We start from the raw sequence: 26,474 nt of genomic DNA on the forward strand, positions 1-26,474 counted from the left end.
AAAGACGGAAGCACGCCGAGACGTGCCTCCGAGGGGGTCAAGCCGCTACCGCTTCCGGCGTCCAAATCTTGGTCGGATAGGGATAGGCGGTGAGCGCGTCACTGCGGATCAGGGAGCCCAGCGCCAGGGTCAGCGCCGGCACGTCGATGGCGAGCCGATGGCCTTCCAGCGGCCCGAGGGCGAACGGAAGGCGGGCCAGCATCTCGCGGCTTTGCAGCAGTTCCAGCACGGTCTCGCGCCAGTGGTCGAGCAGCGGCAACGGGCAGGTGTCCCGCACCAGCATCCACAGGCGGTCAAGCCGGTGGGCGCTGTCGCGCGGCAGCAGTGCCAATGCGCTGGCGTTGGCCTTGTCGGGCCTGACGCAGCGCCGGTCGAACAGCCACACGTTGGACAGCGAACCGAACAGCGTTCGCCGGTAGGCGCGGGTCATGCGCTTTTCCAGGCGATCGACGTTGCCGATGAACACCGGGACGCTGCCGCCCTGGTCGGTGATGACGTGGAACTGGTCCAGTCCCTGCTCGTCGCGCCCGAGGGTCAGGCGAGCGAGGAATTGCTGGACGGCGGTGTCGCGTGCCCAGATGGACAGGAAGATCAGGTTGCCCTGGTCATCGCCAACGCAGGCGTCGGCCATCACGTCCGGGCATTCGTCGATGCGGTACAGCGTGGAAGAAGTGTTTGCGGGCATGGTGGTGTCCTCGGATGAGCGGGAACAGCACCGCCCGTCGGGGCAGGTACTGCCCCGGGGGGGGTGGAAGAAAACCGCTCAGTCCGGCTCGAACTGCCGGGTGTGCGGGTTGAAGTGAAGCGCCTCGTCCACCGCGGTGATCGGCGTGAAGCCGTCCAGGTAGATGTTGTTGAGGTACTGGTCGCGATAGGTCAGCGCCTGCCGTGCCTGCTCCTCGGTGAGGCCGTTGTCGATGAAGTACGCCAGCATTTCCTCGTCGGAGGACACTTCGTCGTTGGACAAACTGCCTTCAACGAGTGCCAGCAGCGATGGCGTGAGCGAAGCCAAAATCGGGTCCATGTCGGTTCCTCCTGGCTCAGGCCATCGACGCCGCGGCGGATGCCGCGGATGCCGTGGGTGTGCGCCGCCGTGCGTGGTAGGCGCGAACGCCTGCACGCCAGTCGGCGGACTGCTCCGGTGCGAGGTCCAGATAGGACAGCGGGCACGTGTAGTAGTACGGGTGCATGGACTCGTCCCCACTGGCCGCCGCTGCGTTCAAGCAGATCGCAGCGGATGTAGCGAAGGGACTGGTCCGGTGCGAGATCACGATGCACGCCTTCGACCTTGGCGGTCATTTCGGCGACGGACCACAGCACGTTGCCGCGCAGGGTGTGAGCGATGACCTTGACGCTGGCGCGCTCGGTCTCTTGCGTTGCGATCAGTTCCGCGATCAGTTCGGACCGCGATTGGTTTGAGAAATACCAGCCCATGAGAGGCCTCCTCGAAAAGTTGAGCCGGAGGCCTCCCGTGGGGAAGAACCCCCAGCGGGTGATGGAATGTCGCAGGTGCGCGAAGGAACCTATGCCCTGTCCTCAGTCCCAGTCGTCATCGTCTCGATCACAACCGGCCGGGCAGTAGCCAAACTCGATGCCGTGCGAGCAGTAGCCGTGCGTTGCATTCCAGTCCTGGGATTCCTGCCGCTCGGCAGGTGTTGCGTAGTCCCATTCCTGTGCGGCGATTTCGAGAGCCTGAGCACGCTGCTCTTCCGGCAATCTATTGGCCAGCGCGTCGATCTCCGAACTGAAGAGCGTCACGTAGTGGTCCTAGGACAAGCCGCAACCGCGCTGGGCGTGTGCGGCGGCCGCCTTGCAGAGTTCCCGCCACGCGGGTTCATCCAGCGTTGAACGCGGGGTATCGCAAGCGATGATGGACATGATGGAGACCTCCAGAAAATGGCCAGGGCCTCCCCCGCATGGGGAAGGAACCCCGGCGGGTGGATGAAGAACACCGCGCATGCGGCGTCTGCTCACGCAGCTTGTGGTTCGGCCTGGCGGCTCCACTCCTGCGTCTTGAAGTCCAGCGCGTAGCCCAGCTCGCCCAGGCGGGCGATCTGCGCGCGCAGGGTGCGGCGGTCGATGGTCGAATCCAGTTTCACGGACTCGCCCAGCGGCCACAGCAAGCCGAACAGCGCGGCGTCACCGTCTTCGGTGCTGCCGGGGGCAGCGGCCGCAGCAGGCGGTGGCGCATCCACGCCGAAGGGCGTGGTATCGACCAGCGGGTCCGCGGACGCCTGCACGGGTGCGGGCTTGGCAGGCCTGGATGCCTTGGCGGGCTTGGCCGGCGTTGCCGCAGGCTGCGCCCCTTGCTCTTCATCGAGCGGATCGACGTCCTGGGTGGCGAAGCTGCGGGCTTCGTCGCGGCTCAGTTTGTCGATGCCGTTGAGCGTCATTCCGTCGAGGCTGGCACGGATCTCGAACCGCATGCCGCCGCCGACCGGGTAGGACTTCGGGAAGATGTAGCGGATGATGAATTCCCCGTCGTACTTGCCTTCGGGGTACTGCTCCAGCTCCGGGTCTTTGACCTCGAACGTACCGAGGTGCGTGGCGAGACGGCCGACCGTGAACGGGCCGTTCTTGCCGCGGATGGTGCGCAGCGTGAGCTGGCCGGGGACGACGATGGGCGCGACCGATTTCTCGGGTGCCGATGTGACTGCCATGATGGTTCTCCTTGAAGAATAGGAAAAGGCAAGGCCCCGTGAGGGGCCATGCCGGATCAGAACGAAGCAGCCAATGCCGGCTCCTGCTCTTCGACCTCACCTGCGGGCTCGCGCTCGGCGGGCTCGACAGGCTGGTCGGCAGCGGTGCCGGCGGCGTCCTCGGCTTCGGGCGCGGGTGCGTCCTCGGCCTGCGGCGCCTCGGCTTGCGCCTGGCTCGTCGGATAGACCTGGGTGCCGTCGATCTTGATCAGACCGATGTGGATCAGTGTCGATTCCAGGCTCGCTCCCGGCTCCCCGGCGCGCTCACCCTTGGTGCGGATGTACGGATCGATCTTCATGTCGTTCAACTTGAAGGCGATCAGCACCTTGCGGTCCCCTTCGATGGCCTGCACGCACCGGCGAACCAGGTGCTCGGCTTCAGGGGTGGCGACGATGGTGTCGAAGTACCGATAGTCCGGTTCACCGACAGGCCCGGCCAGAGCCGCGACGCAGCACGACAGGAACGGATCGCCATCCTTGGGGGTGACGTCCTTCGGACGGCTGAGGTAGCCGATGCCGCGGGTGATCAGCTCGTGCTGCTTGATGGAAGCCAGTTCGGCCCGGTCAAGCGGCTCGGTCTTGAGCAGTCGCGCCTTGAGGGACGCGGCGGCTTCACCCTTGCGCTCGCCCTTGTCGCGGATGTACGCATCGCCCCAGAGGTCGCCGAGGCGGAAGCGCACCAGCGGGCGCTGCTTGGGATCATCAACGCCGATATAGCGTTCGACCAGCTTCTTGGCCTCGGCACCGGAGACCTTGACATCGAAGTAGCGGTAGCTGGGGTCCTTTGCGGAGCCGACCAGCGCGGCAACGGTGCATGCCAGGAAAGGCTGCGCACGGCGGCCGCCCCGGACAGGCACTTCACGGACACGCTGGATGTAGCCGATGCCCGAGGTGTGGAGGTCGAAATACGACTTCTCGTTGGATGTGGTGTTCATGGTGAATCTCCATAGGGAAGAAGCGGAGACACACCAGCCCCACGCATGCGGGGAAAGGTGCGTAACCCCGCGGTGGGTTGATAAGGCGAAAGCATCCGCCACCAGAGACTGGTGGCCGCTCGCGGATGGATGCGGTGCGAGCTGGCTCGGTCACGCAGTGGGAACTGCGACGCAACCTCGAAGACCGATGGTTGCCTGGCATGTCGCTGACAACGTCAGCAAGCATGGGGTCAGCATGGCCGGGCCTCGCGCGCGCGACAGCAATCAATCGGCATCCGGGCGTTTCCCTTTGTCCGCGCCGTCAGGCGCGCGCCACAGGCACTTGGGGCCGCGCAGGTGGTCGGGGGTGTCGGCGCGAGGACGGCTGGGGCGGCTCCAGGTACCGCCGCCGCGCGTACCGACCAGCCGCCAGCCGGCAGCGCGCAGGCTGGCACCGCCTTCCTCGGGCAAGGTGTAGGTGATCAGCCGCGTGTAGCCCAGGGCCTTAGCCGCCTTCCAGGCGGCTCCGTAGAGCTTGCTGCAGGCGTTCGGCGCGCCATCGGTGCAGAGCCTGGTGACTTCGAGGGTCCAGCCGTCGTCCAGGTGACGCGCGACCGGGCGACCGACGATGGCCACGCCGCAAATACTGTCGCTGCCGGACAGCGTGACCGCCAGCGCGAACTTCGCCCCCTGAACCGGGCGGTGGTGTCGGTGGTGCTCCTGCACGAAGGCATTGGCGGTGCGCAGCGACACGGGCACCAGTTGCAGCCGTGGCGAGGCCAATGCCGTGCGCACAGCATCAATCGCCGCAGAAGCAGGCGAGCGGTTCCTCGGCGGCATCGAACAGGTCGCCCTGGTCGGCGGCGAAGCGCGCCAGGTCGGCGTAGCTGGGGCCATCGGCGCGAAACCGAGCGCCGCTGGGCTTGCTCGCCAAGTTCAGGGATTCCATGCGAATCCACCACACGGCGGCTTCGGGCCGGGCCTTGATGAGGGCCAGGCGCTGCCCGCGCGGCTTCAGGAAGCACAGATCGCAGTTGCCTTCGAGCGTGCGTCCGTTGACCGTGAGCAGGTCGAGGTCGAACGGCTGCGCCTGCCAGAAGGTGCCCACGTCGCGCACGGTGACGCCGGCATCCGCCAGCGGCATGCACATGGTTTCGTGGGTCGATTCGGTGGAGTGGCCGCGTGCGCGAATCTTGGCGACGCGCCGTTGCTCGTCGGCCCTGATGCCGATCATCTGGTCCCAGTCCGTCCAGCCCAGGTGCCGCAGGAAGCGGTGCATCGGGCGAATCTTCAGGCTGGTCGTGCAGCCGCGCGCCACGGGATTGGGCAGGTACTGGCGCTTGCGTATCAGCGCCTCGAACGGTTCGCCCTGACGGCTGGCTCGCTCGAAATCGACCAGCATGAAGCCCGGCTCCATGGGCAGGTATTCCAGCCAGTGAATCGGCATCTGCCAGCGTTCGGCGCAGTCGCGCACGAAGCGCAAGGTCGCTTCCACTTCCTTGCCGGTGTTGGCGAAGCAGACCACGGTGTCAGCAGGCAGGCCGCCATTGGCCTGCAACACACGCCAGAGCATGTACGCGCTGGTGCGTCCCCCGGAGAAGCTGATGCAGGTGGGTTGGGTGATCTTGAACGGGTCGTGCATGCGGTCGTCTCCGTGGGCATGTCGGCGGCAGGCCGACGAGGCAGGCCATGGCGGCCGGAGACGAGCGCGCACGCGCGGCGGTGGCCGCGGTACGAAGAAAGGAAAGCCCCCGGATGGGGGCTGCGAGGGCCCGCGCGGCGGTTGCTGCGCTATGCCGGGGGAACCACCTCCAGCGACAGATGCGTGGCGGTGGCGGACAGCATCAGGTCGTCCGTGCCGTGCAGGATGCGTGCGAAGACGCCTTCCTTCGGATCGAAGAACTCGCCGAAGTCGTCGCCGCCCAGTTCGGCGCGTGCCAGCTCCCACCAGTCATCGAACGGATCGGTATCCGGGTTGCAGCCGACGGCATAGGCCAACAGCTTCACCCGACCGTCCGGGCGTCGTTCCCCGCGCTCGGCGAGGAAGTACACGCCCTGATCCTTGGCGAGGATCACGCGGCCCTGAGTGGCGATCGCCTCGGCCAGCACGGGGCGCAGGTCGGAGCCTCTGAATCGCAGGGACATGATTGAAATCTCCTGTGTGGAATGGAAAAGAAAAGGCCCTCCACCCGGATGGATGGAAGGCCCGTGGGGCATGCGGCCGGTAGGCTTCGGCGTCAGCCGTAGTGCCGCCGGGCCTCCTGCCATGGAACGAAGCGCGCATCACCGCCAGTGGAGATCGGAAGCTGCAAGCTCCCGGTCTCTTCCGCCGAGAAGCACGTCGCCTGGTCGAACGGGACCCAGCCGAACTCGTTGGACCAGAAGCCAGCGCTGTTGCCGGTTGCCGACTCGTTGGGTGAATAAACCACCCAGCAGTCGCTCACCTTGGACGTCATGTCAGCACTGCCTGGCGCCGCCGGGCCGCTTTGGCGTCGATCACGCTCACGTCGATCAGGCGCCAGCGCCCGTCGTCGATGAGCCGCTCCAGCACTTCACCGAGCATGTCGAAATACACCTCGTCGTGCCGATCGACCAGTTCGAACAATTCACCATGATTGCGGTGCCGTTCCACCACGTAGGCATCGCCCGCGCGGTCGTACAGCACCGTCACCCGACCCTCGAACTTCGCGGTTGAGACCGTGAAGCTGATGGAGGGAGGCGTCTCGATGATCTTCGACGGCTTGGGATCGACCCAGGTGAAATCCCGGGCGCCCGCATCGACCAGCATGTGGGTGATGCGCCGGAACCCGTCGGGCGCCGGCATTTCCTCCAACTGCTCGATGAGCTGGCCCAGCTCCATGCACTGCGGCTCGGGGATGGGCAGCTTGGCTGGCGCGGAGCCGAGAATATGCCTCGTGATGGTGTAAGGCGTGCCATCCGAGGTTTTCTCGGTGATGACTTCCGGGGTGTCCGCGCGCAGGCCGTCGAAGCGGTGGCGGGCATACGGTTGGACATGCACCTTGGCGCCTTCGCTGGGAACGGCGGTCACCAGGTTGGGGTCGAGCACCGCGAACTCGCTGGGTTTGAGCTTGACGACGATGGCATCGTCCGTCGCGGCGACCACCTTGCCGTCGAAAGGCTGGGGATCGAAGGCGAAGCCCAGCGCCGAAGGCTGCGGCTGATCATCGAACACACGGTACTTGATCGACCGCACGTTGCGGGGCACATGACCCGCGACAAGCGAAGGCATCAGGGTCTTGATGAGAGAGCGATCCATGGGAATCTCCTTGAGGAAAAACAAGGGATTCCCTGCCCACAAGGGAGAGGTCCCTTGTGGGTGGATGGACGCGGTACGTCCGTAGGAAGAAACGACCAGCACGGTTTCCCGCGCTTGCAGCCTCGAAGGTCTTGGCTGCCTGGGCATGTGTCGGCAACGCCGACGAACATGGGGCAAGGATGGCCCTGGAGTGAGCGGTCCGCCCGTAGGAAACCGCACCGCGCCGCATCCGCTTTCCTTCGCTGCGGGCAAGAAAAAGCCCCTCGGAAGGGGCTTGGGGGGTCAAGCTTCGTAAACGAAGTAGTGCTCGCGCTGGCGCGGGAAGAAGACATGCTTCCATGTATCGCCGCTGGTGTTGCCACCGTCGAACACGACCATTTCGTAGTCGTCCACGTCGGTGTCCACCAGGTCGGCGCTGGCGATATGGCGCATGTGCAGCGTGCCACGCATGCGCTCGAATACCAGGATCTGGCCGATGGCGTCGTCCTGGCTCATGGCATTGACGCAGGCTCCAAGCTGGTGCTCGAAGTCGAGCGCGGGCGAGATGAGGTCGGGGAACATGAGGGTGCTCCTGTGAAAATGAACCAGCCCGGCTCCGGGCAGGAGACGGGCTGGTATGGGGGAGAAAGAGGAAGGATGGCGCGTCGCGTGGCTGCTAGGACTCGGCCAGCGGCAGGCCCGGTAGCACGGAAGCGTCGGCGTCGAGGATCAGGATGCGCACGTCGGCCTGGCCAGCCAGTTCAAGGATGTTCGCCAGTTCGTCCGGCATGCCCTTGTTCCGGTGCTCCTGCCGAAGCTGCTCGGCGGTGATGCCCTCGGCATACTCCAGGTTCTGGTCCGTCCAGGGCGTGGAGATCAGCTTGATGCCGATCGCCGGGCTGTACGGAACCCGGAACGCGATGAACAGGAAAGCCTCCGGCGTGGCGAGGTCTGCCAGGTTGGCGAGGTAGTGCCAGGTATCGACGGTGATGTGCTCACGGCTGATTTCCCAGGCCCGGCTGAAATACCCGGTCTCGAAACTCAGGCGCTGCACGACTTCCCGCGCGGCCTCGGCCGAATAGGTGTCACCGACGTGGACCGGACGGCCGTCGAAGTCGTCGCCATGGATGGCATAGACCACGGCGCCGATCACGCCTTGGCCGCTGACGCCCTCACCGGCATCGCATTCGGCCAGCACCTCGGCACTCACGGGGTGAGGACCATTGCTGACCACGGCGAAATCGCTGGTGACGATGCAGGACGATGAAACCAGCTCCTCGTCGGAGAGGTGTTCTTGGCTCTGGTGGATGTTTCGCCAGACATGCGGGCTTCCGTCCTCGTAGCTGATGCACAGCGTGCGGACGATTTTCAGATTCCAGTAGCCGCGGAGAAAGGGATTGGGTTTCTGGGACATGGGAACTCTCCAGATTTGAATAATGGAGCCAATCCCCGCCACCGGGAATTGGACCCGGTGGGTTGAAAGTGGAAAATGCGTCAGGCGGCGCTGATCGTCGGCGTCTGGGCCAGTCGTTCGGCGACGCGATGGCGCACACTCAGGCGGAAATGCTCGTCGTTGATGCCGGCGAGCAGGTTGGCGGCCTCCAACGCGATCAACGCCGAGGCCTCTTCGATGTCGGTGGCCACGATGGCCTTGCGCAGTTGGTCGCCGAGTTGGAGCGCCTGCGAGGACGTTCTGAAGACCTGTACCTCGCGGCTCAGGTAGCAGCCGTGGCCACCGAACTCGAACAGCCTTGGCTTGCTGCAATACCAGCAGCCCTCGAACTGGATGGCGGTCAGGTGATGGCCGTCATCGAAGCGGGAGGCGATCAGAAGCAAGGCTTCCAGGTCGGCGCTGTCCTCGAACTGGTGGTGCTCGATCAGGTTCTCCAGCTCCCCGTCCTGGTCAGCGCCGAAGTGCGCGGCCAGCCGTTCAAGCAGAGGCGGAATCGACAACTCTTCGTCGTCGGGCATGGGGATGCCGAGTTGTGCGGCCAGGTTTTCCAGACCGTCCAGCACATCTGTCCATCGCGGATTATTGGTCTCGGCGATCTGGGCGATGTAGGCCTGCCCATTGCTGGGATGGTGTTCGTCCAGCCTGAAGGCACCGAACAGTGCCTTGATGACGGGAGTAACGTGGTCGAGCACGAGAACGCCCGTGCCTTCGTAGTAGTTGTTTGCCATGCTGGCTCCTTTCGGGGAAGTGAGCGGAGCCAGCCCATGCGGACGACGGCATCCGCAGGGAATCGCCCAAGGCCGTTGGCGCCGGGCGATGGGGAAGAAATTGAGGGACATGGCCTTGTGGGCGCATGTCCCTCACGGGGGGGATCGAGAGGACGGTGGCGTGCCGGAGACCGGCTCACCAGCCGTTGTAGTTCACCAGCAGGTCGGCGATGACCTTGCGGCGCTCCAGATCGAGACCGTCGAAGTCCGACAGCCCGTGGAAGTGGCAGCGCTTGAGCATGGCACCGCCCTCGCGCGCGTTGTAGAAGCTGACCATGGCGGACAGGAACATGCGTTCGCCGCTGCTCAGGACGCCGAGGGCATCGTTGAGCCGCAGCATGTCGGGACGCAAATCCCACTTGGTGTTGGCCTGGTTCAGGCCTTCACGGGTGCCGTCGCCGAACCACTCGGGACCAGCAATCTCGACACCGCGCTTCCAGGCCTCGAAGAAGGCTTGGGGCGCGGCAGCGAAACGCTGATCTTCCCGCATGATCTGATCGACGACTTCCCGCGGCAATAGCTGGTTCATGACGTGATTTCTCCAGTTGGATCAGGGAACGGCGAGCTGGGACCAGCCGCCTCTTTCGAGGGCGCGTTGAGCCGCGGCATAGCTGCGGAAGTACTCGCGGGATTCCCGCGAAACGGGACCTTCGGTATCGCGCGTGCCGATGTAGTGGCCGGCGGCGCTTTGCAGGACTTCGAGCGGCAGGAACTTGCCGCAGTAGGTCAGGGCCAACTGGCCGAAAGAGGCTTGCTGGGACATGGACGGGCTCCTTGGAAAAGCGGGGCCTCGTCCCTCACGGGATGGCAGCTCCCGCACGCGGTTGGAAAAAAAGCATCGGCGTCACGGGGACGCGCGTCCGCGAGATTGATGCGATGCGGACTGGTGGGTGACGCGGGAGAGACCCGCGGCAGCCTGGAACCCTGGCTGCTGGCATGTGCTGACGAATCAGCGAACATGCGGGCAGCTTCGTGCGAGGGCCGCTCGGCGTCAGTGGGAAAACGGCATCCGGCCCAGCCCCGATTGATGGGCGCAGAGAAAAGAAAAGCCCCGCATCGAGTGCGGGGCTGTCAGGAGGGTGCGGTGGCGCTGGGTCAGTCGGGCTTGTCGCCCAGGACATGCTGCTTCCACAAGTCGAATGCCTGCTCGGGCGGAAGCTCGGCGAGGATGACGATGGGCTGGGCCTGCCGGCTGCGCAGCTTTGCAAAGTACGCCGCGCGGTCGGCAATGGCCTTGAGCTTGATGCCCTTGATGAACAGCAGTTTGCCGTCCTTGATGAACAGCACCTTGTTGCCGATGTCGCGGTTGAACGCGGCTCGCACCTTGCGTTCCGCGTGCATGGCATCGGCCAGCTCATCGACCAGGAAGTCGAGCGTCATGTCGATGTAATGAGGATCTTCGCCCTCCTGGCCGAGATCGAGCGGCGTGGGCGGCAGGCCCTTGGCGAAGGCTTCGGCCTGAGCCAGCAGCGCCGCCTTGCCGTTGAGTGCGCGTAGGAACGTCGATCCGCCATGCCCGTCGTTGCGGGCCTCGGCGATGGGAGTGTCGTCGAACACGATGGTGGCGGTGAAGCACAGCGTTTCCTCGCTGGCGAAGTCGGCCACCTTGAGGTTCTTCAGCGTGATGCGGTTTTGCTTGGTGATGGTTTCCATGGGAAGTCCTGAAATCGACCGGGCGGCGACATGCCCCTGACGGGACGTGGCGACCATCCCGTGGGTTGGAGAAAGGAGGCATCGATGCCCCGGTGGGCAGCGTTCGCCGGTGAGATGCCGAAGCGAACTGGCGGGTGGCGTGGGCGGAACCCACGGCAGCCTGGACACCCTGGCTGCGGGCTGCTGCCGATACATCGGCAATGCAGGAAGGAGAATGGCGCGGCCCGCAGGCTGCGTCGCCGATCAAACCGAAGCGGTCGAGCCCGTCTTGTGCAGGCACTGCATCAGCCGGTGGCCCAGCCAAGCCATGCACGGGACGGCCATGGAGTTGCCGATCGCCTTGTAGCGCGGAGCGTCCGCGGCAGGCTTGCCGCGGTATGGGATCAGCGTGTAGTCGTCGGGCATGCCCTGCAGCCGCTCGCACTCCATGGGCATCAGCCGCCGCACCCGCCAGTGCGACCAGTCGCCGGGGCCGGGGTCGTTCCAGTCGTAGCGGAAATGCGCCTCGAAGTCGGGGGCCAGCACATGGGGCTTGTCCGCGCCGCCGCCGCTGGTGCGCAGTGCGGCCGCTACGCTGCCGCCCAGCTCGGCGGCAAGACCCTGCGGCCGTCCCCGCAGGGCAACGCAGGCCACCATCGGCACCCCGTAGCCTGGCTTGCCGTTGGACAGGACGGTGCAAGCCACCTGTCCGTGGCCCGACTCGAAGCGCACTTCGCCGCGGTTATTCTGCGCGAACGCGATGGCAGGCACGACACCGGCGTTCGCATGGCTGTTGCGATGCCCGCCAGCGCGCAGCGTCGGCGTCAGGTCGATCGTCGCATCCGCGCCGTTGCCCTGGGCGGTGAAGGCGATGATTGGCACGCCCTTGCCCGTGCCGTCCTCGCTGCTGCCCTTGCCGTTGTTGGCGGTATCGAGGGCATGGGCGATGCTGCCGGCGACCGACTGCACCATGAACGTCTCGGTGCGGATGTCGTGCTTGGGGCCCGCGGCCATCAGGCATGCCGCCACATCGACGGGGCCGGTGCCGCCGCTGAATCCGAACGTCGTCGTGACCTGACCGTAGGGCTGCTTCAGTCCTGCGTATCCCGAGTACTCGCCTGCTGCCGCAGCACCCGGTCCAGCAGCGCGGGCAGCTTCTTGCCACGGCGCGCGGCCCGCAGAAGAATCCCCGCGCAGGCCTGGGCGCTCAAAAAGTACTTCGGCGGGATCGAGGTCATCACCACCACATGCCACAAGAAACACGCGCTTGCGGCGTTGGGCGACACCGAAATATTGAGCGTCGAGCACGCGCCAGGCGATGCGGCGGCGGGGTCCAGACACACAACCAGCGTGCGCCCATTTTTCCCCTGGCGGCTGGAGCGCACGGCCTTCTCCGGCCAGTGCGCCCAGGAAATGCCCGAAGGCATTGCTGCGGTCGTTGAGGACGCCGGGGACGTTTTCCCAGACGAGCGTTGCCGGCGAGCGGCGGTTTTGGTGGCGGGTTTGGTCGATGGCATTTGCAAGCTCCACATAGGCAAGGGTCAAGGCTCCACGCGGGTCGTTCAGCCCCTGGCGCGCGCCGGCAACGCTGAACGACTGGCACGGCGTGCCGCCGACCAGGATGTCGGGCGCTGGCACGATGCCGGAGCGCACCTGGCGGGCGATCGCGGTCATGTCGCCGAGGTTGGGCACGTGGGGGTAGCGGTGGGCGAGCACGGCGCTCGGGAAGGCGTCGATCTCGGCGAACCACGCGGCTTGCAGGCCGAGAGGTTGCCAGGCGAGGCTCACGGCCTCGATGCCGCTGCACACGCTGCCGTACAGCAGTGGCGCGGCCTGGGGCGCACCGCGAAGGGTGCGAGGTTGCGGGTTCATGTCGGGTCTCCTGTTCGTGTGGCCCTGGGCGGGCCGGGACGTTGATCGGCAGGAGAAAGACGCCGAAGGCCCTGCGGCCTTCGGCTCGGGAGGACAGAACCACCCGTGGGCTGTTGCAGGCCCGGTCGTCGCTAGAACCGTCTGCTCATCAGCAATCACACCCGGCCCATGTCGTGGCTGGGGCCGGCATCGTCTGGCGTGTATCCACACACAAACGGAGCCCAGTGTTTCGCCGGCGGGCACCGGCACCGAATACCGCTGACCACGAAGGGTCTCCGGGTGGCTCGCGCAGGCAAGCCATCGGGGGACCCTTCGCAGCGGGCGGAAAAATGCAGATCAGCAGAACGCGCGGGAAACGGTTCGCGGAGAAGCTACCTTCAGGTCCCGTGGCCGGGGACGGCCGGGCGGGACGCGCACGCGGACAAGAAGGCGTTGCGCGCTGGGCGTCCCGCAGGGCGTGCGGAACACGGGCCGCGCCGCCGATGGCGGGCACGGCTCACGGGAAACGGGGTCGTTCAGGAGCCTTTGCGGCCGCTGTCACTGGTACGGCGCGGGCGCGAGGCCCCGCGCTTGGACGTGCCGGATTCGACCGGCAGCGTGCCTTTGCAGTCGGGGTAGCGACTGCACGACCAGAACGGGCCGCTCTTGCCGGTGCGCTGGCGTGTGGGTGCGCCGCATTGCGGGCAAGTCGGCCCTTGGGGAACCTTGATGGACAGGGATGTGCTGCCGTACTGCGCGATCAACTGGGAAATCCATGCGGCCTGCTTGCCGATGAACACGTCCAGCGTGAGTTGGCCGGCCTCGATCATGTCCAGCGCCTGTTCCCAGACGGCGGTGGTCCCTGGGTCGGCAATCGCTGCGGGCACCGCGTCGATCAGGGTGAAGGCAGCTTCCGAGGCGCGGATGGAGCGCCCCTTCTTCACGAGGTAGCCCCGCGTCAGCAGGCCGGTGATGATGTTGGCGCGCGTGGCTTCGGTGCCGATGCCCGTCGTGTCCTTCAACTTCTGTTTCAGGCGCGGGTCGGTCACGAAACGCGCAACGCCCTTCATCGACTTGACCAGTTCGCCCTGAGTGTAGGGCTTGGGCGGCATCGTCTTGAGCGCCTTGATCTCGGCCTCGGCCACCTGGCATGCCATGCCTTCGCGCAGCGCGGGCAGAGCCTGGCTGCGCGCGGTGGCCTCGCCATCCTCGTCGGGCTGCGGCTCGGCCAGCACCAGGTGCCAGCCGCGGGCGACGACTTGCTTTCCCGTGGCCGCAAGCGTCTGCTGGCCGCAGGAGAAGTTCGCCACGGTGCGATCGAACTCGTGATGTGGCAAAAATTGGGCGAGATAGTGCGCCCGGATCAGTCGGTACACCGCCAGTTCCTTCTCGCTCATGGCCGAGAGGTTCGCCGGTTCGAGCGTCGGGATGATGCCGTGGTGCGCCGTGACCTTGCCGTCGTTCCAGGCGCGCGAGCGTTGGGTACGGTCGAGCTGGCCCATGATCGGACGCAGCGACGGATCGGTCTTGAGCAGGCTGTCCAGTACCGCAGGCACCTCGGCGAACATGCTTTCAGGCAGGTAGCCGGAATCGGAACGCGGGTACGTGGTGGCCTTGTGCGTCTCGTACAGGGCCTGGGCAATCTCCAGGGTTTCCTGCACGTCCAGCCCAAGCTGCTTGGAGCACACCTCCTGCAAGGTGCCCAGGTCGAACAGCAGCGGCGGACCTTCGCGCACGCGTTCGGTCTCGACCGACACCACCTGGGCACTGCCGGCTGCGCGGATCTGCTGCGCGGCCTGCTGAGCGATGGGCTGCTGCACGCATCGGCCGGCGGCGTCGGTGCAGCCTTCGGGCGGAACCCACTGCGCGCTGAAAGCCTGGCCGCCTGCGGACAGGGACACGTCGATGGCCCAAAACGGCACCGACCTGAAAGCCGCGATCTCGCGGTCGCGGTCCACCACGAGCTTGAGCGTCGGGGTCTGGACGCGCCCGACCGACAGCACGCCGTCATAGCCTGCCTGCCGCCCCAGCACCGTGAACAGCCGGCTGAGGTTCATGCCGACGAGCCAGTCGGCCCGCGAGCGCGCCAGTGCCGAGAAGTACATCGGCAGCGTGTCGGACGACGGCCGCAGCTTGCCGAGCGCGGTGCGGATCGAGGCATCGTTGAGCGCCGACAGCCACAGGCGCTCGATGGGGCCTCGGTAGCCACACAGATCGATGATCTCGCGGGCGATCAGTTCGCCCTCGCGGTCGGCATCGGTGGCGATGACCAGGTGGGTCGTCTTCGCCAGAAGCGCCTTGACGACCTTGAATTGCGTGGCGGTCTTCGGTTTGACCTCGACCCGCCATTGCTGGGGAATGATGGGCAACTGGTCCAGCGACCAGCGCTTGAGCGCCGCGTCATAGACCTCGGGTGCTGCCGCTTCTACGAGATGGCCGATGCACCAGGTGACGGTGACGCCGGAGCCGCTGAGACAGCCTTCACCGCGCTGCGTCGCGCCGAGAATCCGGCCAATGTCGTTGCCCTGGGAAGGCTTCTCGCACAAGAACAGCCGCATGTTCGTCCATCCGATTTCCGTGGTTCGCTGAGTTGCTGGAAACTAGGATGCCGAGCACCACCAGAGGCAGCAGCAAACAAGCCGCATGCGGCGGCGACCACTTTCACGGGATGGAATGGCTGGGTCGGGGATGGCGTGCAGCCGGGGATATGCGGGCCGGGAGCCGCGATTTTCGGGAGCGCGTGGAAGCCGGTGGACGTTGATGGAGCTATCCCCTGGGGATAGCTCGCGAGAGCATGGAGGGCGGCGAAGACGTGCGACCGCCCTCCATGCCGGGTCACTTCCTGCGCTTGGCTTCTTTCGGCGCAGCCGGCTCCTGCGCGGGCTGGGGCTTGGGTTCTGCCTCCTGCGGCTTCGGACTGAGGGCCACGGACTCGATGCGGAATGGCAGGATGCCGACGCTGCGCGCGTTGACCTGCCAGGTCTCACGCGGCTGATCCTCATTGTCCGTCCAGGGTTCGCGCTCCATGCGGCCGACGACCAGCACGCGCATGCCTTTCTGGTACAGGTCTTTCCAGTGCGCGGCGTCCCGGTGCCAGATTTCCACCGGCGCCCAGAAGCCGCCGCGGTCCTCGAAGTCGCCGCCCTTGGTGGGAACGGGGTTGTCGAAATAGACGTTCAGCCGCAGCAAGCGCCGCGGTTCGTCGTTGCCGTTGGGGAACTCCCGGTACTCGGGTGGCGAGCCGATGTTGCCTTCGCCGGAAAAATGCGTGCTCATGGTGTGATCTCCGTGGTGGTTGAAATACCCGTGCCTCGTCGGCGTCGGGCGCGTGCTGGGGTGCCCGACGCGATCACCGATCGCGCATTGCAGAGGGGATGGACGTGAGCCGGCGCAGGTAGGCGTCTTCCGCCTCGGCCGCCTTGCTGGCGCATTCCTGCGCCTGCCTGCCCAAGGTGTGCAACAGGCTGATCTGCATGTTCAGCGTGATGCGCTGAAGTTCGATCGCGTGCAGATCGGCCAGCAGGTTGACCGGCGTGCTGGTGCTCGCCATCAGTGCCTGCCACAGGGCCACGCCCATGGCCGAGCGGTCGTGCCTGCGCCAGCGCAAGAACGTCGTTCCCGCGCCAGTGGTCTGCTGGGCCAGTTCGATGGGCAGCAGGTGGAAGGGATGCCCGATGGCCTGTTGCAGCACTTGTCGCTGCGCCAGGCCGATCAACTCGTCGCGCATGGCGAAGCACTGGCTGGCCCAGACCTCGAAGTCCCTCTTACCTTTAAAAGGCTTTAAAAGGCCTTTTAGAGAGGCCGCGTGTTCCAGCCGCATGAAGGCACCCTGTTGCAGGCCCCGGAAGTAGCGGGTGGACTGGTTCAGATCGCTCATGCGGATTCGTCCTCGCCGACAGCGGGTGCACCTTCGGACAAGTCGGCAGCAGCGGCTTCGTCGCCATTGGCAAGGGAAGCGCCTACGGCTGCGGCAGGCCCCTCACCGCGCTGCTGCAGGCCACGACGCACGATGGGCGGTGCAAACTTCGAGCGGCGCATGCCTTCGAGCACGTCCTGTGGCAGTTCGCCGAATTTCTCCAGCGCCGCCCGCGCTGCGGCATTCTTCGCCGCGAAGTCGTCGCGGGTGCAGCCCGAGTAGCGGTACTGCTGGGCCAGCGAGAACAGGCTGCGCAGCGCGTGCGCGCCCTCGTTGAGCCAGCGCTCCAAGGTGCTGCGGTCGATGAGCGCGGTGTGGTGGGCGAGGATCAGCTTGCGCGCGATGTCGTCGTAGTCGGCCAGCAGATAGACCGCCGCGAAGCCCAGTTGCGCGTTGACGAACAGCGGCAGCTTGACGGGTTGCACATTGAGGTTCTCGCCCAGGCTCAATGCCGCAGGCACGCCCGCCAGTGCCTGGTCCACCTGTTCGCGCAAGGTCTGCAGCGTGGTCCTGGTCTGGTCGAGCTTGTCCTCGATGCGCAGCATCCACCAGTCTGAATACGGGTCGTCCTGCTCCGAGCCGCGCTTCATCTTGTTCATCACCGCGATGTAGCCGTTCAGGCCGACGATGCCAGGTCGCCCTTCGGCGGCGGCGCGGCCGTGCCAGATGCGGGAAGCGTGGTGGGTGTGCAGCGTCAGCGACATCGCGCTGCGCAGGGAGCCGAGGTTGAGTTGCAATGGTTCGTTGCTGGTTGCCATGGTGAGCGCTCGCAGGTGGACAGGGAGCCGCCAGCATCCGCATGCAGCGGAAGGCAGTCAGTCAACAAACCGAAATGGGCCAGGCCCCGGTTTCGTCGTGATCGTCGCGCGCGGGTGAGAGCTATCCCCAGGGGATAGCTCCACCAAACACCATGGAGCGCTGTTCGCCCCGAGCACGACGGACATGCGCTGAGAAAGGCATCGTGCAGACCCCGCATGAGGGCGTTACACCTTGCATCACGGCTATCCCCTGGGGATAGCTCCATGGAGCGCCAACGAAAGCGATTCGCCGGGCTCAGCGCGGATGGCCCGGTCTGGGGCGATCATTCGATGCCTGGTCCGCCCGCATCCGAGATCCATCACCGCCGACGAACTATCCCCAGGGGATAGCTCCACTGAACGCCATGGGCGTCTGCTTCATGGTCTGATCGCACGAAGCGGTCAACTCTTGCGCAGAAGCTCGCGTAGCCGGTCGATGTGCTGCTTGGCCACCTCGGGCGGAACCACGTTGCGTGGGGGCTCAGGTGGCGCATCTCGCGTGGCGGCTGGTGGCGGTGCCGACCCAGCCTGCTTGGCCCACGCATTGAACTCGCCACGGATGGCCCGCTGGATGATGCCGAACAGGTAGCCGGCCGGGTTGCGGATGGCGCTGCCACGACAGCGCTCCGCCCATTCGTCCAGCACGGCTTGTCGCAGCGAGGCATCGACCTGCTGCAAGGCCACCATGGCGCCGGCCTGCTGCTCTTCTTTCAAATCGAGGAAGCGCTCGGGCAGGCGAATGCCCTGCATCGCGCGCGCCTGCTCACGCTCACGCGCGGTAGTACGTACTTCATCAATACGACTACTACGTACTGTACGGTCCTGCTTCGGATTCCGAAGAGAGGCGTCTGACGCGGGTTTCGGCCCTGCTTCGGAATCCGAAGAGGGGCGTTCGCCATTCCGAAGAAGGCTCGCGGGCCCTTCTTCGGAATCGTGGGAGGCTCCCCCCTGTGGATAACTTTCGGTGGCTCCGATGCCCTGGCGCGCCAGGCGCTCGGCAAGCACCTGCAGCCGCGACGGCAAGGTGCGGCCGGACAGCAGCGGGTCGTCCGCGATCTCCTTCAAGGTGTTCAGGCCCACGACCTGCACGGCCTTGGCCGAGTGGCCGAGGGCCTGGCTGACCAACTCCAGGTAGTCGGCGTCCAACTGCATCGCCTCGAACGGGGTCAGGGGCTCGTCATGCAGCACGTAGAGGTTGCCGAGGATGCGGCCGGTCTTGGGGTCGCGTCGCCGGCGCACCAGGCTCAGCCAGCGCGTCAGGCGCAGCAGCGTCAGCGCCCGTGCCACGGTTTCATGCGAAGCCGATCCTGCGCAGGGCATCGACGCCAGCCAGGGGCGTAGCTGCTCATAGGTGGGGAACGCGGTCACCCCGTCCTGGTTGAGCATCAGCCGGAACACCTGCCAGGCATTGCGTTCCAGCGGCGTCAGCCGACGATCGAGGAACAGTCGCCTGGGCACGCTCTCGTGCCGGTTGCCGCTGAAGAGGAAGCCGTCGCTGGGTGCGGTCGCGGGTGCGCTGGAACGGGGCGCGAGTTCCTTCAGGGCGCCCGCGAACAGATCGGCGAGGGCGACGGGGCCTTGGCGCGGTGCGCGTGGTGCGGGGTCGTCCACGGCCATCGCTTAACCCAGTCCCTGATCGACCCAGTTCTTGATCGCGGCCCAGACCACCGACAGCGGCAGTGACATGCCTTCGGCCAGGTCCATTGCCGCATCGAGAATCGAGGTTTCATCCTCCAGATCGACGTTTCTGCTGCTGGTCACGGCCTTCCATTGCCGCCACAGTTCCGTATCTTGGGTCTCGTCCAAGACAGGGTGGCGCCCCTTGCGCTTAGGCAGGCCGAGGATCTCGCGCCGCAGCGCAACTTCCTGGTGGGTGAGGCCGTAAAAGCGGCTCACCATTTCCGTGCTGGCACCCAGGCGCAACATGCGATCGACCGTGGCGATCTCCTTCTCCACGTCCTGCGCCTGTTTGAGCAGCCGCCGGAGCACTTCGCGATTGACCGTCACCGAACACCACGACACATTGGCGTTGGCCAGCACGCTGATCAGCGCAGGGTGCTTGAGCGCGTCCAGTTCTTCCTCTCCGAACCCCATCAGCTTGCAGCGCCGCAGTTGCCCATTGCGCAGGTCATACAGCGCCTGGGCAATGACGGCCTGGTTGAGGGGGTGCGGTGCAGACATGCTGGACTCCCTCGCTCAGGTCCCGGAAGCCGTGGTGCTGGCTTCCAAATCCAGCAGGCGCCGAGCCAGACGCAGCAGCCGAAAGAGCTTGACCACTGCGGTGTCGCTCAAGCACGTGGCGTCGTGGCTTTGACCCTGGCCGTGCAGCAGTGCCGGCAGATCAAGGGCGAGTTGCCCGTTGTCCAGGCCAAGCTCGGCGAGGCTCTGGCCCGCAAGGCACGCCAGCAGCGCCAGCACGGCGCGGCCCGCCGGTGATGGGGCCTGGCCACGGCATGCGAAGCCGATGCCATCGGGACGGTCATCGATGCACCCGTCCAGGTCCGCTTCGGCCGCGATCTCGCGCGCGAACTGAGCAATGTGAATGCGCAGCCGGTCCGGTGTGTCCAAGCCGGGATCGATGTACCAGACGTCCGAGATGGGATAGAGGCCACCGGCCTGCACCGGGATGGACTGCAGCACGTTGGCCGAGAAATCGGGCGGGAGCGCATCCCCCAACTGGTCGGCGACCATGCGCTGGATGGATTGGAGTCGCTCCGTCGTCGGTGCCGGCGAGACGATGTGCCCCTGCAGCAGATCGCCCGACGCTGCCACTGGGTTGCCCGAAGACGCCTCGCCAGCCGCGTTGTCCTGGCGTGGGGGCACGGCGCCTGGCCGTCCCACAGGGGATGCCACGGTCGGCGCGGGCGTTGACGCATCACGTGGCGGCCGCGCCAGGGGCACGGGATCGGGCAAGGTCGGTTGTGCCGGGGACGGCGTCGGGTCGCTGACCAATGCACGGTGACGGCTTTCCGATTCGGTCAGGTCCAGCGCCAGCACGTCGTAGTCGATGCCCAGCAACTCGGACATCTGGCCGATCAGCTCGTCCTGCACGCGCTGCGGCGAGAACTCGTCGGCCTGCGTGTCGAACTGCGACAGCACTTCCTGAAAGAACCCCTCGAAGTCCAAAGGAAGCGACTTGGCTTTGGCGTACTGCTCCCAGGTGCGCTCGCAGGCCTTGCGCATGACCGACAGCCGCTCGACCTGGTGGCGGCCGAGCCCTCCATAGAGCACGGTCGGGATCGCGGGCAGCAGGTAGCGCACCGCATCGGCCATGCGGCTGATGTGTGACTGCTGCACGGGGTAGCCATCGGCGCCCAGACGGCGGGCCAGTTCGGACTGGCTTAGCGTGGCGCCGCTTTCCGCTTCATAGAACTCGCGAGCTTTCTCGACGCCCAAGGCGCGTTCGATGAACGTGAGGCCGCCGCGCAACTCGTTCTCCGCAAGGTGGCCGGTCAACGCGACGATTTCGCCCCGCGCGGGCCAGGGCCGAAACAGGCACGATATGCGGAAGAAGCGCTCGTCCCGCGTTTCCGACCAGAGTTCACGCAGGATCGCCAGGCGCGTGTTGCCGCCGTTGCGGATGATGTAGTGATCTTCGCCTGGTCGGCGGGTGATGGCCGGCGCCGCATCCAGGCCCCGTTCGCGAATGGATGCCTTGATCTCCTCGTAGGCGGGATTGCGCTTCTTGCGCGGGTCGTGGTCGTAAGGGCGCAACTGGTCCAGCGTCACGACCATCGGCGTGTCGGCGATCGGATCGCTCAAGGCCGTGGCCGATGGACCGCTGCGCTCGAACCCGGCGGCAAGCAGCTTGCCGGCCATGTCCTGGGAGGTCATCTCAGCCATGGCCGCATCCCTTCGTGCTGGCGGCCTGGGCCAAGCGAGCCTCGCGCTCGGCACGGCGGATCTGCGCGCGGGCATTGAGGGCCGCCCGGTGGTCGCTCGCGGTCGAGCTGGTATAGATCGCAGCGCAACCGGCTTTGGTGAACTTAAGGTGCCCGCTCGGTGTGCGCTTGACGTGCCAACCTTCGCCGATCGCGAATTCGATCAGGGCGCGCAGCCGCTTGTGGCCGCGCGCCAGTTCATGTGCGTTCGCCATGGGGCCTCCCCATCTCAGAGGGGCGCTGCGGGCGGCCGGACACGCGGGCCAGTTGCTCCTGCCATTGCGGGAACAATTCGCCGGCAAGGGCGCGCATGGTGTCGAGCGCGGCGGGCGCGACTCTGCCCAGCGGCTGTCGGTATTCGACCCGATGCACAGGCAGGCCACGGGTCGCAGCGCGTGGATAGGCTTCGATGGCCGGCACGTCGGTGTCGAGCACGCGGATGCCGGCGTGGTCCTGGAACAGGTCGCGCAGGGCCTGCTGGATCAGCCGCGCGTTGGCGGACACGGGGTGGACGCGGTTGATCAGCAGATGCAACGGCGGCGGTTCGATGCCGAGGTGGCGATACGGCGCGATGTCTTCCAGCAACTGCATGGTGCCGCGTCGCAGTTCGCGGGCTGCGAGGATTTCCGGGGTCACGGGCGACAGCGCAAGATCGGAGGCGAGCACCGCCATCTCCAGCAGCACGCTGCGCGCCCCCTGGGTGTCGATCAGCAGCAGGTCGTAGAGGGGTGCCAGCACCGGCAACAGGTGGCGCAGCCGCAAGCGCCCGTCTGGCGCATGCAGCAGCAAGGTGTTCAGTTCGCCCCGGTGATCGTTGGAGACCACCAGGTCCAGCCCCGCGATGATCGTGCGGGACACGAGCCGGCCGAGGTCGCGCTCGTTGAAGGCCAGCAGCTCGTAGATGCCGCCGGGCGCGCGGTGGGCCAGCTCGTAGTAGGAGGACAGCGTGGGCTGCACGTCGAGGTCGAGCAGCAGCACGCGTAGGCCCGCATCGGAAACGAGTCCGCCGAGGTTGGCGGCGGTGGTGGTCTTGCCGACGCCGCCCTTGGTCGAGATGATGGATACAACCTGCATGGCGCTCTCCGTCTGGGAATGGGAAGTCCAAGGGAGAGCGGATCAGGTCCGGTTGTTGAGGCGTTCGGCGATCCACTGGTCGATTTCGATCGAATCCCAGCCGACGGCGCGAATGCCGAGGCGCAGCGCCTGGGGGAACTGGCGCTTCTTCATCAGGCTGTAGATGTGGGCGCGCTTGAAGCCCGACTTGGCTTCGACTTCATCGAGCCGCAAGATGCGGCGCTCGTTCGGTGGCAGGACAGGTGCTTGCGACATGTCGGTCACTCCTGAACGCTCGGTGGCGTTTGTTGGCGTGACCTCTATTCAATAGACATCGCTACGAAAAGACATTGCAAATGCAATCTCCGCGACTGCACATACAAGCTGGAAAACCTCATGCGCTTGCGCTACGGACGTACTTCCTGGCGTTGGCGAACTTGCCGTTCAAGGTTCGCTCCGTGATGCCCATGGTGCCGCCGTAGTGGGCGACCAATGCCGAGACAAGGGCCTCCTGCGTTTTGAAGCTGGAGTAAGGCACGCCCGAGGGGGACTGGCCCAGCATCAGCGTCAGCATCCCGCCGATGATGTTGAGATACGTCGTCTCCGCCCGTTCGCTGATCTCGCACTGGCTGGCAGCCAGCAGCACGGTGGACTGCTTGAGCAGGGTGTCGTGCTGCTCCTGCAGTTCTCGTATCTGGCGCCCGGCTTGCTCCAGCGCTGCCTGAAGGGCCAGCCGCTCCACCAGGATCGCCTGTCCTGTTTCCATGGTGATGAAAGGATGCGCCATGCGTTCGCCACGGCTGAACAGGAATCCTGGCCGGTGCTCAGGATAGTGGGTGCGCATCCAACGTTTCAGATCAACATGGCGAACGGTCAAATCCGGCGACTGCAGTAGCTTCGGGTCATTGAGCGTGATCCCGTCCGTGCCGTAGGGCAGGTCTCCGTTGAGGATGCCGTCATAGATGCGCTCCGAGTACAGCCGGCACTCGTTCCACCGCGGGCAGTTCAGCGACGGTGGCAGGAAGCGCGGTGATGCGATCGCGGCCAGGATCATCGGCAGGTACCGCAGCAACCCGGCCCATCGGATGGCCGCTTCGATGGGTCGATAGAACACCTTTGATGTTGAAATGTCCTTGTGCATGTCTTCGTCTCCTTTCGGAAGCGCTACATCACCGGCTCCTTTCTTGCCCTGCCAAGGGCTGTCGTGTCGTTATGGCCTGCAGCGGATGCCTGGGACGATGCCCTGAACGTAGGCGGGCGAGATGATTGGCATCCGCCGCAGGTGGCCTCGTCTTGTTCGATGTGCAAGAATTGACCGGTTGCCGGCCCATCGAGCGATGAGGACGCAAGCTCGATATTGGCGCTCACGGTATCAGCGTCATGCGCTGCGCTATCCCTCGCAAAACCGGTTCGGTATGGTCTGATACGCCGACGGTTTCACAAAGCCGTGAGCAGCGCCATTTATGCCTGTAGGTCTCGGATCAGCAGAGGAAAGCGGCGGTGTCATATCTGGCCCGGATGCTGATATTGCGATATAGCATCACGCACGTGCGGGCCAAGGTGACTGCTTACCTCAGATTCCATGCTCACAAATCCCGGCCGCATCTGACGATCGCAGGGGGGCAATGCGAAGTGGCAGGCCTACTCGCTCTTTGCTTCTTCGACCTTCGACAGGGCAGCGCTGTCGTCGGAACCGAGGTGGGGGCGATCTGCTGGAGGCTCGGTGCTGTCGGAGGTGGCTTTGCCAAACATGCTCGTGGTAAAATCCCAAAGGCTTACTTTGGAATTCCGTTCGGGCGCACTCGGGCTGAGTTCTAGCTTCTAAATTCAATACTTTGGTCTGTCCATGACCCGTACCGCTTCGACCAACATCGCTCTGTGGTGGCGCTTCCAATAGGAAGCGGCATGTCGTTGCGGTCTTGACCGCACCTTGCCGCCGTACCGGCAGGCAAGGTTTCAAGAAGGCTTCCCCGGCACGGCGGCTCCAAGATTTGAGGAGATTGCCCGATGCCCTTAGCTGATCATCCCCATCGTCGAACTGATGCTCCGCGCCCCGCGACGCTGCGATGGGGGAGTCTGCCCGTTCCGTCTCATCACTCGGCCCAACCATGCTGGCGTAGGCGCTGCTCCAGTGCGCCGCGTTGGCGCGCTTTGCCACTTCTCTCAAGATCCGTTGCCGCTGTCAGCAAGCACCTGCGCGCACTTCGTCCATCGCAAGCGACTGTCGATGTGTGTAATGAAGTGAGTAATGGAGGGTGCGTGTAATGAGAAACATCAATAAAATCAAGGACTTATAATCATGAGACTCCTGATGGTCGACAACTACGACAGCTTCACCTACAACATCGTGCAGTACTTCGGCGAGCTGGGCGCCGAAGTCGAGGTGTTTCGCAACGACGAGATCACGCTGGAGGGCATTGCCGCGCGTGCGCCCGACCGGCTGGTGATCTCGCCCGGGCCCTGCTCGCCGGCCGAGGCGGGTATCTCGGTGGCGGCGATCCAGCACTTCGCCGGCAAGCTCCCCATCTTGGGCGTGTGTCTGGGCCACCAGAGCATTGGCGCGGCCTTCGGCGGCAAGATCATCCGGGCGCAGCAACTCATGCATGGCAAGACCAGCGTCATCACCACCACGCAGACGGGCGTGTTCGCAGGCCTGCCCAAGCAGTTCACGGTGAACCGCTACCACTCCCTGTCCATCGAGCGCGCGAGCTGCCCCGAAGTGCTGGAGGTGACGGCCTGGACGGACGACGGCGAGATCATGGGAATCCGCCACCGCGAGCTGGCCATCGAGGGCGTGCAGTTCCACCCCGAGAGCATCCTCACCGAGCACGGCCACGCGATGCTCAAGAACTTCCTGGATCAAAAATAATAGCTGCCAGCGCTTGCCTGTCAACGAATTCACTGCGAAAAATGCTTGAAATGCATATACAGCAAGCGCAAGCAGCTATCAAAATAGAGGTACTTCCATGACCCCCATCACCCCCCAGGAAGCGCTGCAGCGCACCATCGAGCACCGCGAGATCTTCCACGACGAGATGCTGCACCTCATGCGCATGATCATGAGCGGCGAACTCTCGCCCGTCATGACCGCGGCCATCACCACCGGCCTGCGCGTGAAGAAGGAAACCATCGGCGAGATCACCGCCGCCGCGCAGGTGATGCGCGAGTTTTCCCACAAGGTGCAGGTGCACGACACCAAGCACCTCGTGGACATCGTGGGCACGGGCGGCGACGGCGCCAACACCTTCAACATCTCCACCTGCGCCACCTTCGTCATCGCCGCCGCGGGCGCCAAGGTCAGCAAGCACGGTGGGCGCAGCGTCAGCAGCAAGAGCGGCAGCGCCGACGCCATGGAGGCGCTGGGCGTGCACATCAACCTGCAGCCTGCGCAGATCGCGCAGTGCATTGGCGACGTGGGCATCGGTTTCATGTTCGCGCCCAACCACCACCCCGCCATGAAGAACGTGGCGCCGGTGCGCAAGGAGCTGGGCGTGCGCACCATCTTCAACATCCTGGGGCCGCTGACCAACCCGGCAGGTGCGCCCAACATCCTCATGGGCGTGTTCCACGAAGACCTGGTGGGCATCCAGGTGCGTGCGCTGCAACGCCTGGGCGCCGAGCACGCGCTGGTGGTCTACGGCCGTGACGGGCTGGACGAAATCAGCCTGGGCGCGGGCACGCTGGTGGGCGAATTGAAAGACGGCGCGGTGCGCGAGTACGAGATCCACCCCGAGGACTTCGGCCTGCGCATGGCAGGCACGCGGGCGCTGCGCGTGGAGAACCCGACCGAATCCAAGGCCATGCTGATGGGCGTGCTGCAGGGCGACGAAGGCCCGGCGCGCGACATCGTCTGCCTGAACGCCGGTGCCGCCTTGTATGCCGCCAATGTGGCCGACTCGCTGGAAGACGGCCTGCGCCGCGCCCGGCAGGCCCTGGCCAGCGGCGCGGCCCTGGCCAAGCTGCAGCAGCTGGTCGCCTACACCCAGAAGCTCGCGGCCTGAGCGCACGGCGATGAGCCTGCTGGACGCTCCCATCTGGAACGACCCCGCGACGTGGATCGTGCTGGGCGTGTCGCTGCTGTTCATCGTCGTGGGCATCGTGATGCACCGCATCATCATGAAGGTGGTGCGCGGCCCGGCACCGCCCACGCAAGGCCACAAGGGCCCGGTACCTCCGCGCGAATGAGCGGGACGGGCGCTGGCGCCAGTGCGCGCCGTCACCATTGACGCTCCCTGCGGGGAGCAAGGAAGCAAGC

30 protein-coding genes and 2 pseudogenes are annotated in these 26,474 nt (G+C 65.5%); 3 read left to right on the top strand and 29 right to left on the bottom strand.

Going from position 1 to position 26,474, the window contains the following annotated elements; all coding sequences use genetic code 11:
• Positions 1-37: 37 nt before the first annotated feature.
• From HND92_RS02110 to HND92_RS02250, 29 genes and pseudogenes are all read right to left on the bottom strand, one after another.
• Entirely contained in the window at positions 38-685 is a 648-nt protein-coding gene (locus HND92_RS02110; RefSeq protein WP_172205602.1) for a hypothetical protein, read from the bottom strand.
• A 78-nt stretch (positions 686-763) separates the two neighbouring features.
• Entirely contained in the window at positions 764-1,024 is a 261-nt protein-coding gene (locus tag HND92_RS02115; RefSeq protein WP_172205604.1) for a hypothetical protein, read from the bottom strand.
• Between the two features lie 16 nt (positions 1,025-1,040).
• Positions 1,041-1,434 (bottom strand): annotated as a pseudogene (locus tag HND92_RS02120) (hypothetical protein).
• Between the two features lie 102 nt (positions 1,435-1,536).
• A pseudogene (locus HND92_RS02125) lies at positions 1,537-1,878 on the bottom strand (hypothetical protein).
• Between the two features lie 92 nt (positions 1,879-1,970).
• Complete coding sequence (locus tag HND92_RS02130) at positions 1,971-2,660, bottom strand: DUF3275 family protein (protein ID WP_151609211.1); 690 nt, start codon at positions 2,658-2,660, stop codon at positions 1,971-1,973.
• A 56-nt stretch (positions 2,661-2,716) separates the two neighbouring features.
• The gene (locus HND92_RS02135) at positions 2,717-3,634 is read right to left on the bottom strand and encodes a DUF3577 domain-containing protein (protein ID WP_060853092.1); all 918 of its coding nucleotides are present in this window, start codon (positions 3,632-3,634) and stop codon (positions 2,717-2,719) included.
• Between the two features lie 264 nt (positions 3,635-3,898).
• Positions 3,899-4,408 (bottom strand): XF1762 family protein, encoded by a 510-nt coding sequence (locus HND92_RS02140; protein ID WP_172205606.1) that lies wholly within the window; start codon positions 4,406-4,408, stop codon positions 3,899-3,901.
• A gap of 4 nt (positions 4,409-4,412) precedes the next feature.
• Positions 4,413-5,255, bottom strand: a complete 843-nt coding sequence (locus HND92_RS02145; protein WP_135149323.1) for a phosphoadenosine phosphosulfate reductase family protein — start codon at positions 5,253-5,255, stop codon at positions 4,413-4,415.
• A gap of 149 nt (positions 5,256-5,404) precedes the next feature.
• Complete coding sequence (locus tag HND92_RS02150) at positions 5,405-5,758, bottom strand: DUF3085 domain-containing protein (RefSeq protein WP_135149322.1); 354 nt, start codon at positions 5,756-5,758, stop codon at positions 5,405-5,407.
• A gap of 92 nt (positions 5,759-5,850) precedes the next feature.
• Entirely contained in the window at positions 5,851-6,069 is a 219-nt protein-coding gene (locus HND92_RS02155; protein WP_172205608.1) for a hypothetical protein, read from the bottom strand.
• Positions 6,066-6,890 (bottom strand): GTPase, encoded by an 825-nt coding sequence (locus HND92_RS02160; protein WP_172205610.1) that lies wholly within the window; start codon positions 6,888-6,890, stop codon positions 6,066-6,068. The genes HND92_RS02155 and HND92_RS02160 overlap by 4 nt, the downstream gene beginning before the upstream one ends.
• A gap of 282 nt (positions 6,891-7,172) precedes the next feature.
• Entirely contained in the window at positions 7,173-7,451 is a 279-nt protein-coding gene (locus HND92_RS02165; protein WP_135149595.1) for a uridylate kinase, read from the bottom strand.
• A gap of 94 nt (positions 7,452-7,545) precedes the next feature.
• Complete coding sequence (locus tag HND92_RS02170; RefSeq protein WP_135149596.1) at positions 7,546-8,283, bottom strand: ABC transporter substrate-binding protein; 738 nt, start codon at positions 8,281-8,283, stop codon at positions 7,546-7,548.
• An 80-nt stretch (positions 8,284-8,363) separates the two neighbouring features.
• Positions 8,364-9,050, bottom strand: a complete 687-nt coding sequence (locus HND92_RS02175) for a hypothetical protein (RefSeq protein ID WP_107220011.1) — start codon at positions 9,048-9,050, stop codon at positions 8,364-8,366.
• Positions 9,051-9,225: 175 nt separating this feature from the next.
• On the bottom strand, positions 9,226-9,618 hold the full coding sequence (locus HND92_RS02180) for a hypothetical protein (RefSeq protein ID WP_107220012.1): 393 nt from the start codon (positions 9,616-9,618) through the stop codon (positions 9,226-9,228).
• A 21-nt stretch (positions 9,619-9,639) separates the two neighbouring features.
• Positions 9,640-9,852 carry a hypothetical protein gene (locus tag HND92_RS02185; protein ID WP_087746539.1) on the bottom strand — a complete coding sequence of 71 codons (213 nt, stop codon included), beginning with the start codon at positions 9,850-9,852 and terminating at the stop codon, positions 9,640-9,642.
• 332 nt (positions 9,853-10,184) lie between these two features.
• Positions 10,185-10,742 (bottom strand): hypothetical protein, encoded by a 558-nt coding sequence (locus tag HND92_RS02190; RefSeq protein WP_107220013.1) that lies wholly within the window; start codon positions 10,740-10,742, stop codon positions 10,185-10,187.
• A 243-nt stretch (positions 10,743-10,985) separates the two neighbouring features.
• The gene (locus HND92_RS02195) at positions 10,986-12,593 is read right to left on the bottom strand and encodes a DNA cytosine methyltransferase (RefSeq protein ID WP_107220014.1); all 1,608 of its coding nucleotides are present in this window, start codon (positions 12,591-12,593) and stop codon (positions 10,986-10,988) included.
• A 515-nt stretch (positions 12,594-13,108) separates the two neighbouring features.
• Entirely contained in the window at positions 13,109-15,130 is a 2,022-nt protein-coding gene (locus HND92_RS02200) for a DNA topoisomerase III (protein ID WP_107220015.1), read from the bottom strand.
• Between the two features lie 277 nt (positions 15,131-15,407).
• A complete protein-coding gene (locus HND92_RS02205) occupies positions 15,408-15,848 on the bottom strand; it encodes a single-stranded DNA-binding protein (protein ID WP_107220016.1) in 441 nt (146 codons plus the stop codon).
• Between the two features lie 73 nt (positions 15,849-15,921).
• Positions 15,922-16,449 carry a DUF3158 family protein gene (locus HND92_RS02210; RefSeq protein WP_107220017.1) on the bottom strand — a complete coding sequence of 176 codons (528 nt, stop codon included), beginning with the start codon at positions 16,447-16,449 and terminating at the stop codon, positions 15,922-15,924.
• Positions 16,446-17,246, bottom strand: coding sequence for a PFL_4669 family integrating conjugative element protein (locus HND92_RS02215; RefSeq protein ID WP_107220018.1), 801 nt, complete (start codon positions 17,244-17,246; stop codon positions 16,446-16,448). The genes HND92_RS02210 and HND92_RS02215 overlap by 4 nt, the downstream gene beginning before the upstream one ends.
• A 441-nt stretch (positions 17,247-17,687) precedes the next feature.
• The gene (locus tag HND92_RS02220; protein ID WP_107220019.1) at positions 17,688-18,902 is read right to left on the bottom strand and encodes an STY4528 family pathogenicity island replication protein; all 1,215 of its coding nucleotides are present in this window, start codon (positions 18,900-18,902) and stop codon (positions 17,688-17,690) included.
• 3 nt (positions 18,903-18,905) lie between these two features.
• A complete protein-coding gene (locus HND92_RS02225) occupies positions 18,906-19,466 on the bottom strand; it encodes a DUF2857 domain-containing protein (protein WP_107220020.1) in 561 nt (186 codons plus the stop codon).
• Positions 19,467-19,481: 15 nt separating this feature from the next.
• Positions 19,482-21,128 carry a ParB family protein gene (locus HND92_RS02230; RefSeq protein ID WP_107220021.1) on the bottom strand — a complete coding sequence of 549 codons (1,647 nt, stop codon included), beginning with the start codon at positions 21,126-21,128 and terminating at the stop codon, positions 19,482-19,484.
• Positions 21,121-21,381 carry a hypothetical protein gene (locus HND92_RS02235; RefSeq protein WP_107220022.1) on the bottom strand — a complete coding sequence of 87 codons (261 nt, stop codon included), beginning with the start codon at positions 21,379-21,381 and terminating at the stop codon, positions 21,121-21,123. The genes HND92_RS02230 and HND92_RS02235 overlap by 8 nt, the downstream gene beginning before the upstream one ends.
• A complete protein-coding gene (locus tag HND92_RS02240; RefSeq protein WP_107220023.1) occupies positions 21,365-22,240 on the bottom strand; it encodes a ParA family protein in 876 nt (291 codons plus the stop codon). Before HND92_RS02240 ends, HND92_RS02235 begins: the two co-directional genes overlap by 17 nt.
• 42 nt (positions 22,241-22,282) lie before the next feature.
• On the bottom strand, positions 22,283-22,495 hold the full coding sequence (locus HND92_RS02245) for an AlpA family transcriptional regulator (protein ID WP_107220024.1): 213 nt from the start codon (positions 22,493-22,495) through the stop codon (positions 22,283-22,285).
• A 118-nt stretch (positions 22,496-22,613) separates the two neighbouring features.
• Positions 22,614-23,360, bottom strand: coding sequence for a hypothetical protein (locus HND92_RS02250; protein WP_107220025.1), 747 nt, complete (start codon positions 23,358-23,360; stop codon positions 22,614-22,616).
• Positions 23,361-24,518: 1,158 nt separating this feature from the next.
• Here HND92_RS02250 and HND92_RS02255 point away from each other — a divergent pair.
• From HND92_RS02255 to HND92_RS02265, 3 genes are all read left to right on the top strand, one after another.
• On the top strand, positions 24,519-25,088 hold the full coding sequence (locus HND92_RS02255) for an aminodeoxychorismate/anthranilate synthase component II (protein WP_135149597.1): 570 nt from the start codon (positions 24,519-24,521) through the stop codon (positions 25,086-25,088).
• Positions 25,089-25,185: 97 nt separating this feature from the next.
• Positions 25,186-26,220 (top strand): anthranilate phosphoribosyltransferase, encoded by a 1,035-nt coding sequence (gene trpD / locus HND92_RS02260; protein WP_172205612.1) that lies wholly within the window; start codon positions 25,186-25,188, stop codon positions 26,218-26,220.
• 10 nt (positions 26,221-26,230) lie between these two features.
• Positions 26,231-26,404 carry a hypothetical protein gene (locus tag HND92_RS02265; protein WP_172205614.1) on the top strand — a complete coding sequence of 58 codons (174 nt, stop codon included), beginning with the start codon at positions 26,231-26,233 and terminating at the stop codon, positions 26,402-26,404.
• The last annotated feature ends 70 nt before the right edge of the window (positions 26,405-26,474 follow it).

This window comes from Diaphorobacter sp. JS3050 (assembly GCF_013154915.1).
Taxonomy (GTDB): domain Bacteria; phylum Pseudomonadota; class Gammaproteobacteria; order Burkholderiales; family Burkholderiaceae_C; genus Diaphorobacter; species Diaphorobacter nitroreducens.

Bases quoted from the DNA above. Each gene is read 5' to 3' on its own strand.
- HND92_RS02110 (WP_172205602.1), bottom strand. From the start codon at position 685: ATGCCCGCAAACACTTCTTCCACGCTGTACCGCATCGACGAATGCCCG.
- HND92_RS02115 (WP_172205604.1), bottom strand. From the start codon at position 1,024: ATGGACCCGATTTTGGCTTCGCTCACGCCATCGCTGCTGGCACTCGTT.
- HND92_RS02130 (WP_151609211.1), bottom strand. From the start codon at position 2,660: ATGGCAGTCACATCGGCACCCGAGAAATCGGTCGCGCCCATCGTCGTC.
- HND92_RS02135 (WP_060853092.1), bottom strand. From the start codon at position 3,634: ATGAACACCACATCCAACGAGAAGTCGTATTTCGACCTCCACACCTCG.
- HND92_RS02145 (WP_135149323.1), bottom strand. From the start codon at position 5,255: ATGCACGACCCGTTCAAGATCACCCAACCCACCTGCATCAGCTTCTCC.
- HND92_RS02150 (WP_135149322.1), bottom strand. From the start codon at position 5,758: ATGTCCCTGCGATTCAGAGGCTCCGACCTGCGCCCCGTGCTGGCCGAG.
- HND92_RS02155 (WP_172205608.1), bottom strand. From the start codon at position 6,069: ATGACGTCCAAGGTGAGCGACTGCTGGGTGGTTTATTCACCCAACGAG.
- HND92_RS02160 (WP_172205610.1), bottom strand. From the start codon at position 6,890: ATGGATCGCTCTCTCATCAAGACCCTGATGCCTTCGCTTGTCGCGGGT.
- HND92_RS02165 (WP_135149595.1), bottom strand. From the start codon at position 7,451: ATGTTCCCCGACCTCATCTCGCCCGCGCTCGACTTCGAGCACCAGCTT.
- HND92_RS02170 (WP_135149596.1), bottom strand. From the start codon at position 8,283: ATGTCCCAGAAACCCAATCCCTTTCTCCGCGGCTACTGGAATCTGAAA.
- HND92_RS02175 (WP_107220011.1), bottom strand. From the start codon at position 9,050: ATGGCAAACAACTACTACGAAGGCACGGGCGTTCTCGTGCTCGACCAC.
- HND92_RS02180 (WP_107220012.1), bottom strand. From the start codon at position 9,618: ATGAACCAGCTATTGCCGCGGGAAGTCGTCGATCAGATCATGCGGGAA.
- HND92_RS02185 (WP_087746539.1), bottom strand. From the start codon at position 9,852: ATGTCCCAGCAAGCCTCTTTCGGCCAGTTGGCCCTGACCTACTGCGGC.
- HND92_RS02190 (WP_107220013.1), bottom strand. From the start codon at position 10,742: ATGGAAACCATCACCAAGCAAAACCGCATCACGCTGAAGAACCTCAAG.
- HND92_RS02195 (WP_107220014.1), bottom strand. From the start codon at position 12,593: ATGAACCCGCAACCTCGCACCCTTCGCGGTGCGCCCCAGGCCGCGCCA.
- HND92_RS02200 (WP_107220015.1), bottom strand. From the start codon at position 15,130: ATGCGGCTGTTCTTGTGCGAGAAGCCTTCCCAGGGCAACGACATTGGC.
- HND92_RS02205 (WP_107220016.1), bottom strand. From the start codon at position 15,848: ATGAGCACGCATTTTTCCGGCGAAGGCAACATCGGCTCGCCACCCGAG.
- HND92_RS02210 (WP_107220017.1), bottom strand. From the start codon at position 16,449: ATGAGCGATCTGAACCAGTCCACCCGCTACTTCCGGGGCCTGCAACAG.
- HND92_RS02215 (WP_107220018.1), bottom strand. From the start codon at position 17,246: ATGGCAACCAGCAACGAACCATTGCAACTCAACCTCGGCTCCCTGCGC.
- HND92_RS02220 (WP_107220019.1), bottom strand. From the start codon at position 18,902: ATGGCCGTGGACGACCCCGCACCACGCGCACCGCGCCAAGGCCCCGTC.
- HND92_RS02225 (WP_107220020.1), bottom strand. From the start codon at position 19,466: ATGTCTGCACCGCACCCCCTCAACCAGGCCGTCATTGCCCAGGCGCTG.
- HND92_RS02230 (WP_107220021.1), bottom strand. From the start codon at position 21,128: ATGGCTGAGATGACCTCCCAGGACATGGCCGGCAAGCTGCTTGCCGCC.
- HND92_RS02235 (WP_107220022.1), bottom strand. From the start codon at position 21,381: ATGGCGAACGCACATGAACTGGCGCGCGGCCACAAGCGGCTGCGCGCC.
- HND92_RS02240 (WP_107220023.1), bottom strand. From the start codon at position 22,240: ATGCAGGTTGTATCCATCATCTCGACCAAGGGCGGCGTCGGCAAGACC.
- HND92_RS02245 (WP_107220024.1), bottom strand. From the start codon at position 22,495: ATGTCGCAAGCACCTGTCCTGCCACCGAACGAGCGCCGCATCTTGCGG.
- HND92_RS02250 (WP_107220025.1), bottom strand. From the start codon at position 23,360: ATGCACAAGGACATTTCAACATCAAAGGTGTTCTATCGACCCATCGAA.
- HND92_RS02255 (WP_135149597.1), top strand. From the start codon at position 24,519: ATGAGACTCCTGATGGTCGACAACTACGACAGCTTCACCTACAACATC.
- trpD (WP_172205612.1), top strand. From the start codon at position 25,186: ATGACCCCCATCACCCCCCAGGAAGCGCTGCAGCGCACCATCGAGCAC.
- HND92_RS02265 (WP_172205614.1), top strand. From the start codon at position 26,231: ATGAGCCTGCTGGACGCTCCCATCTGGAACGACCCCGCGACGTGGATC.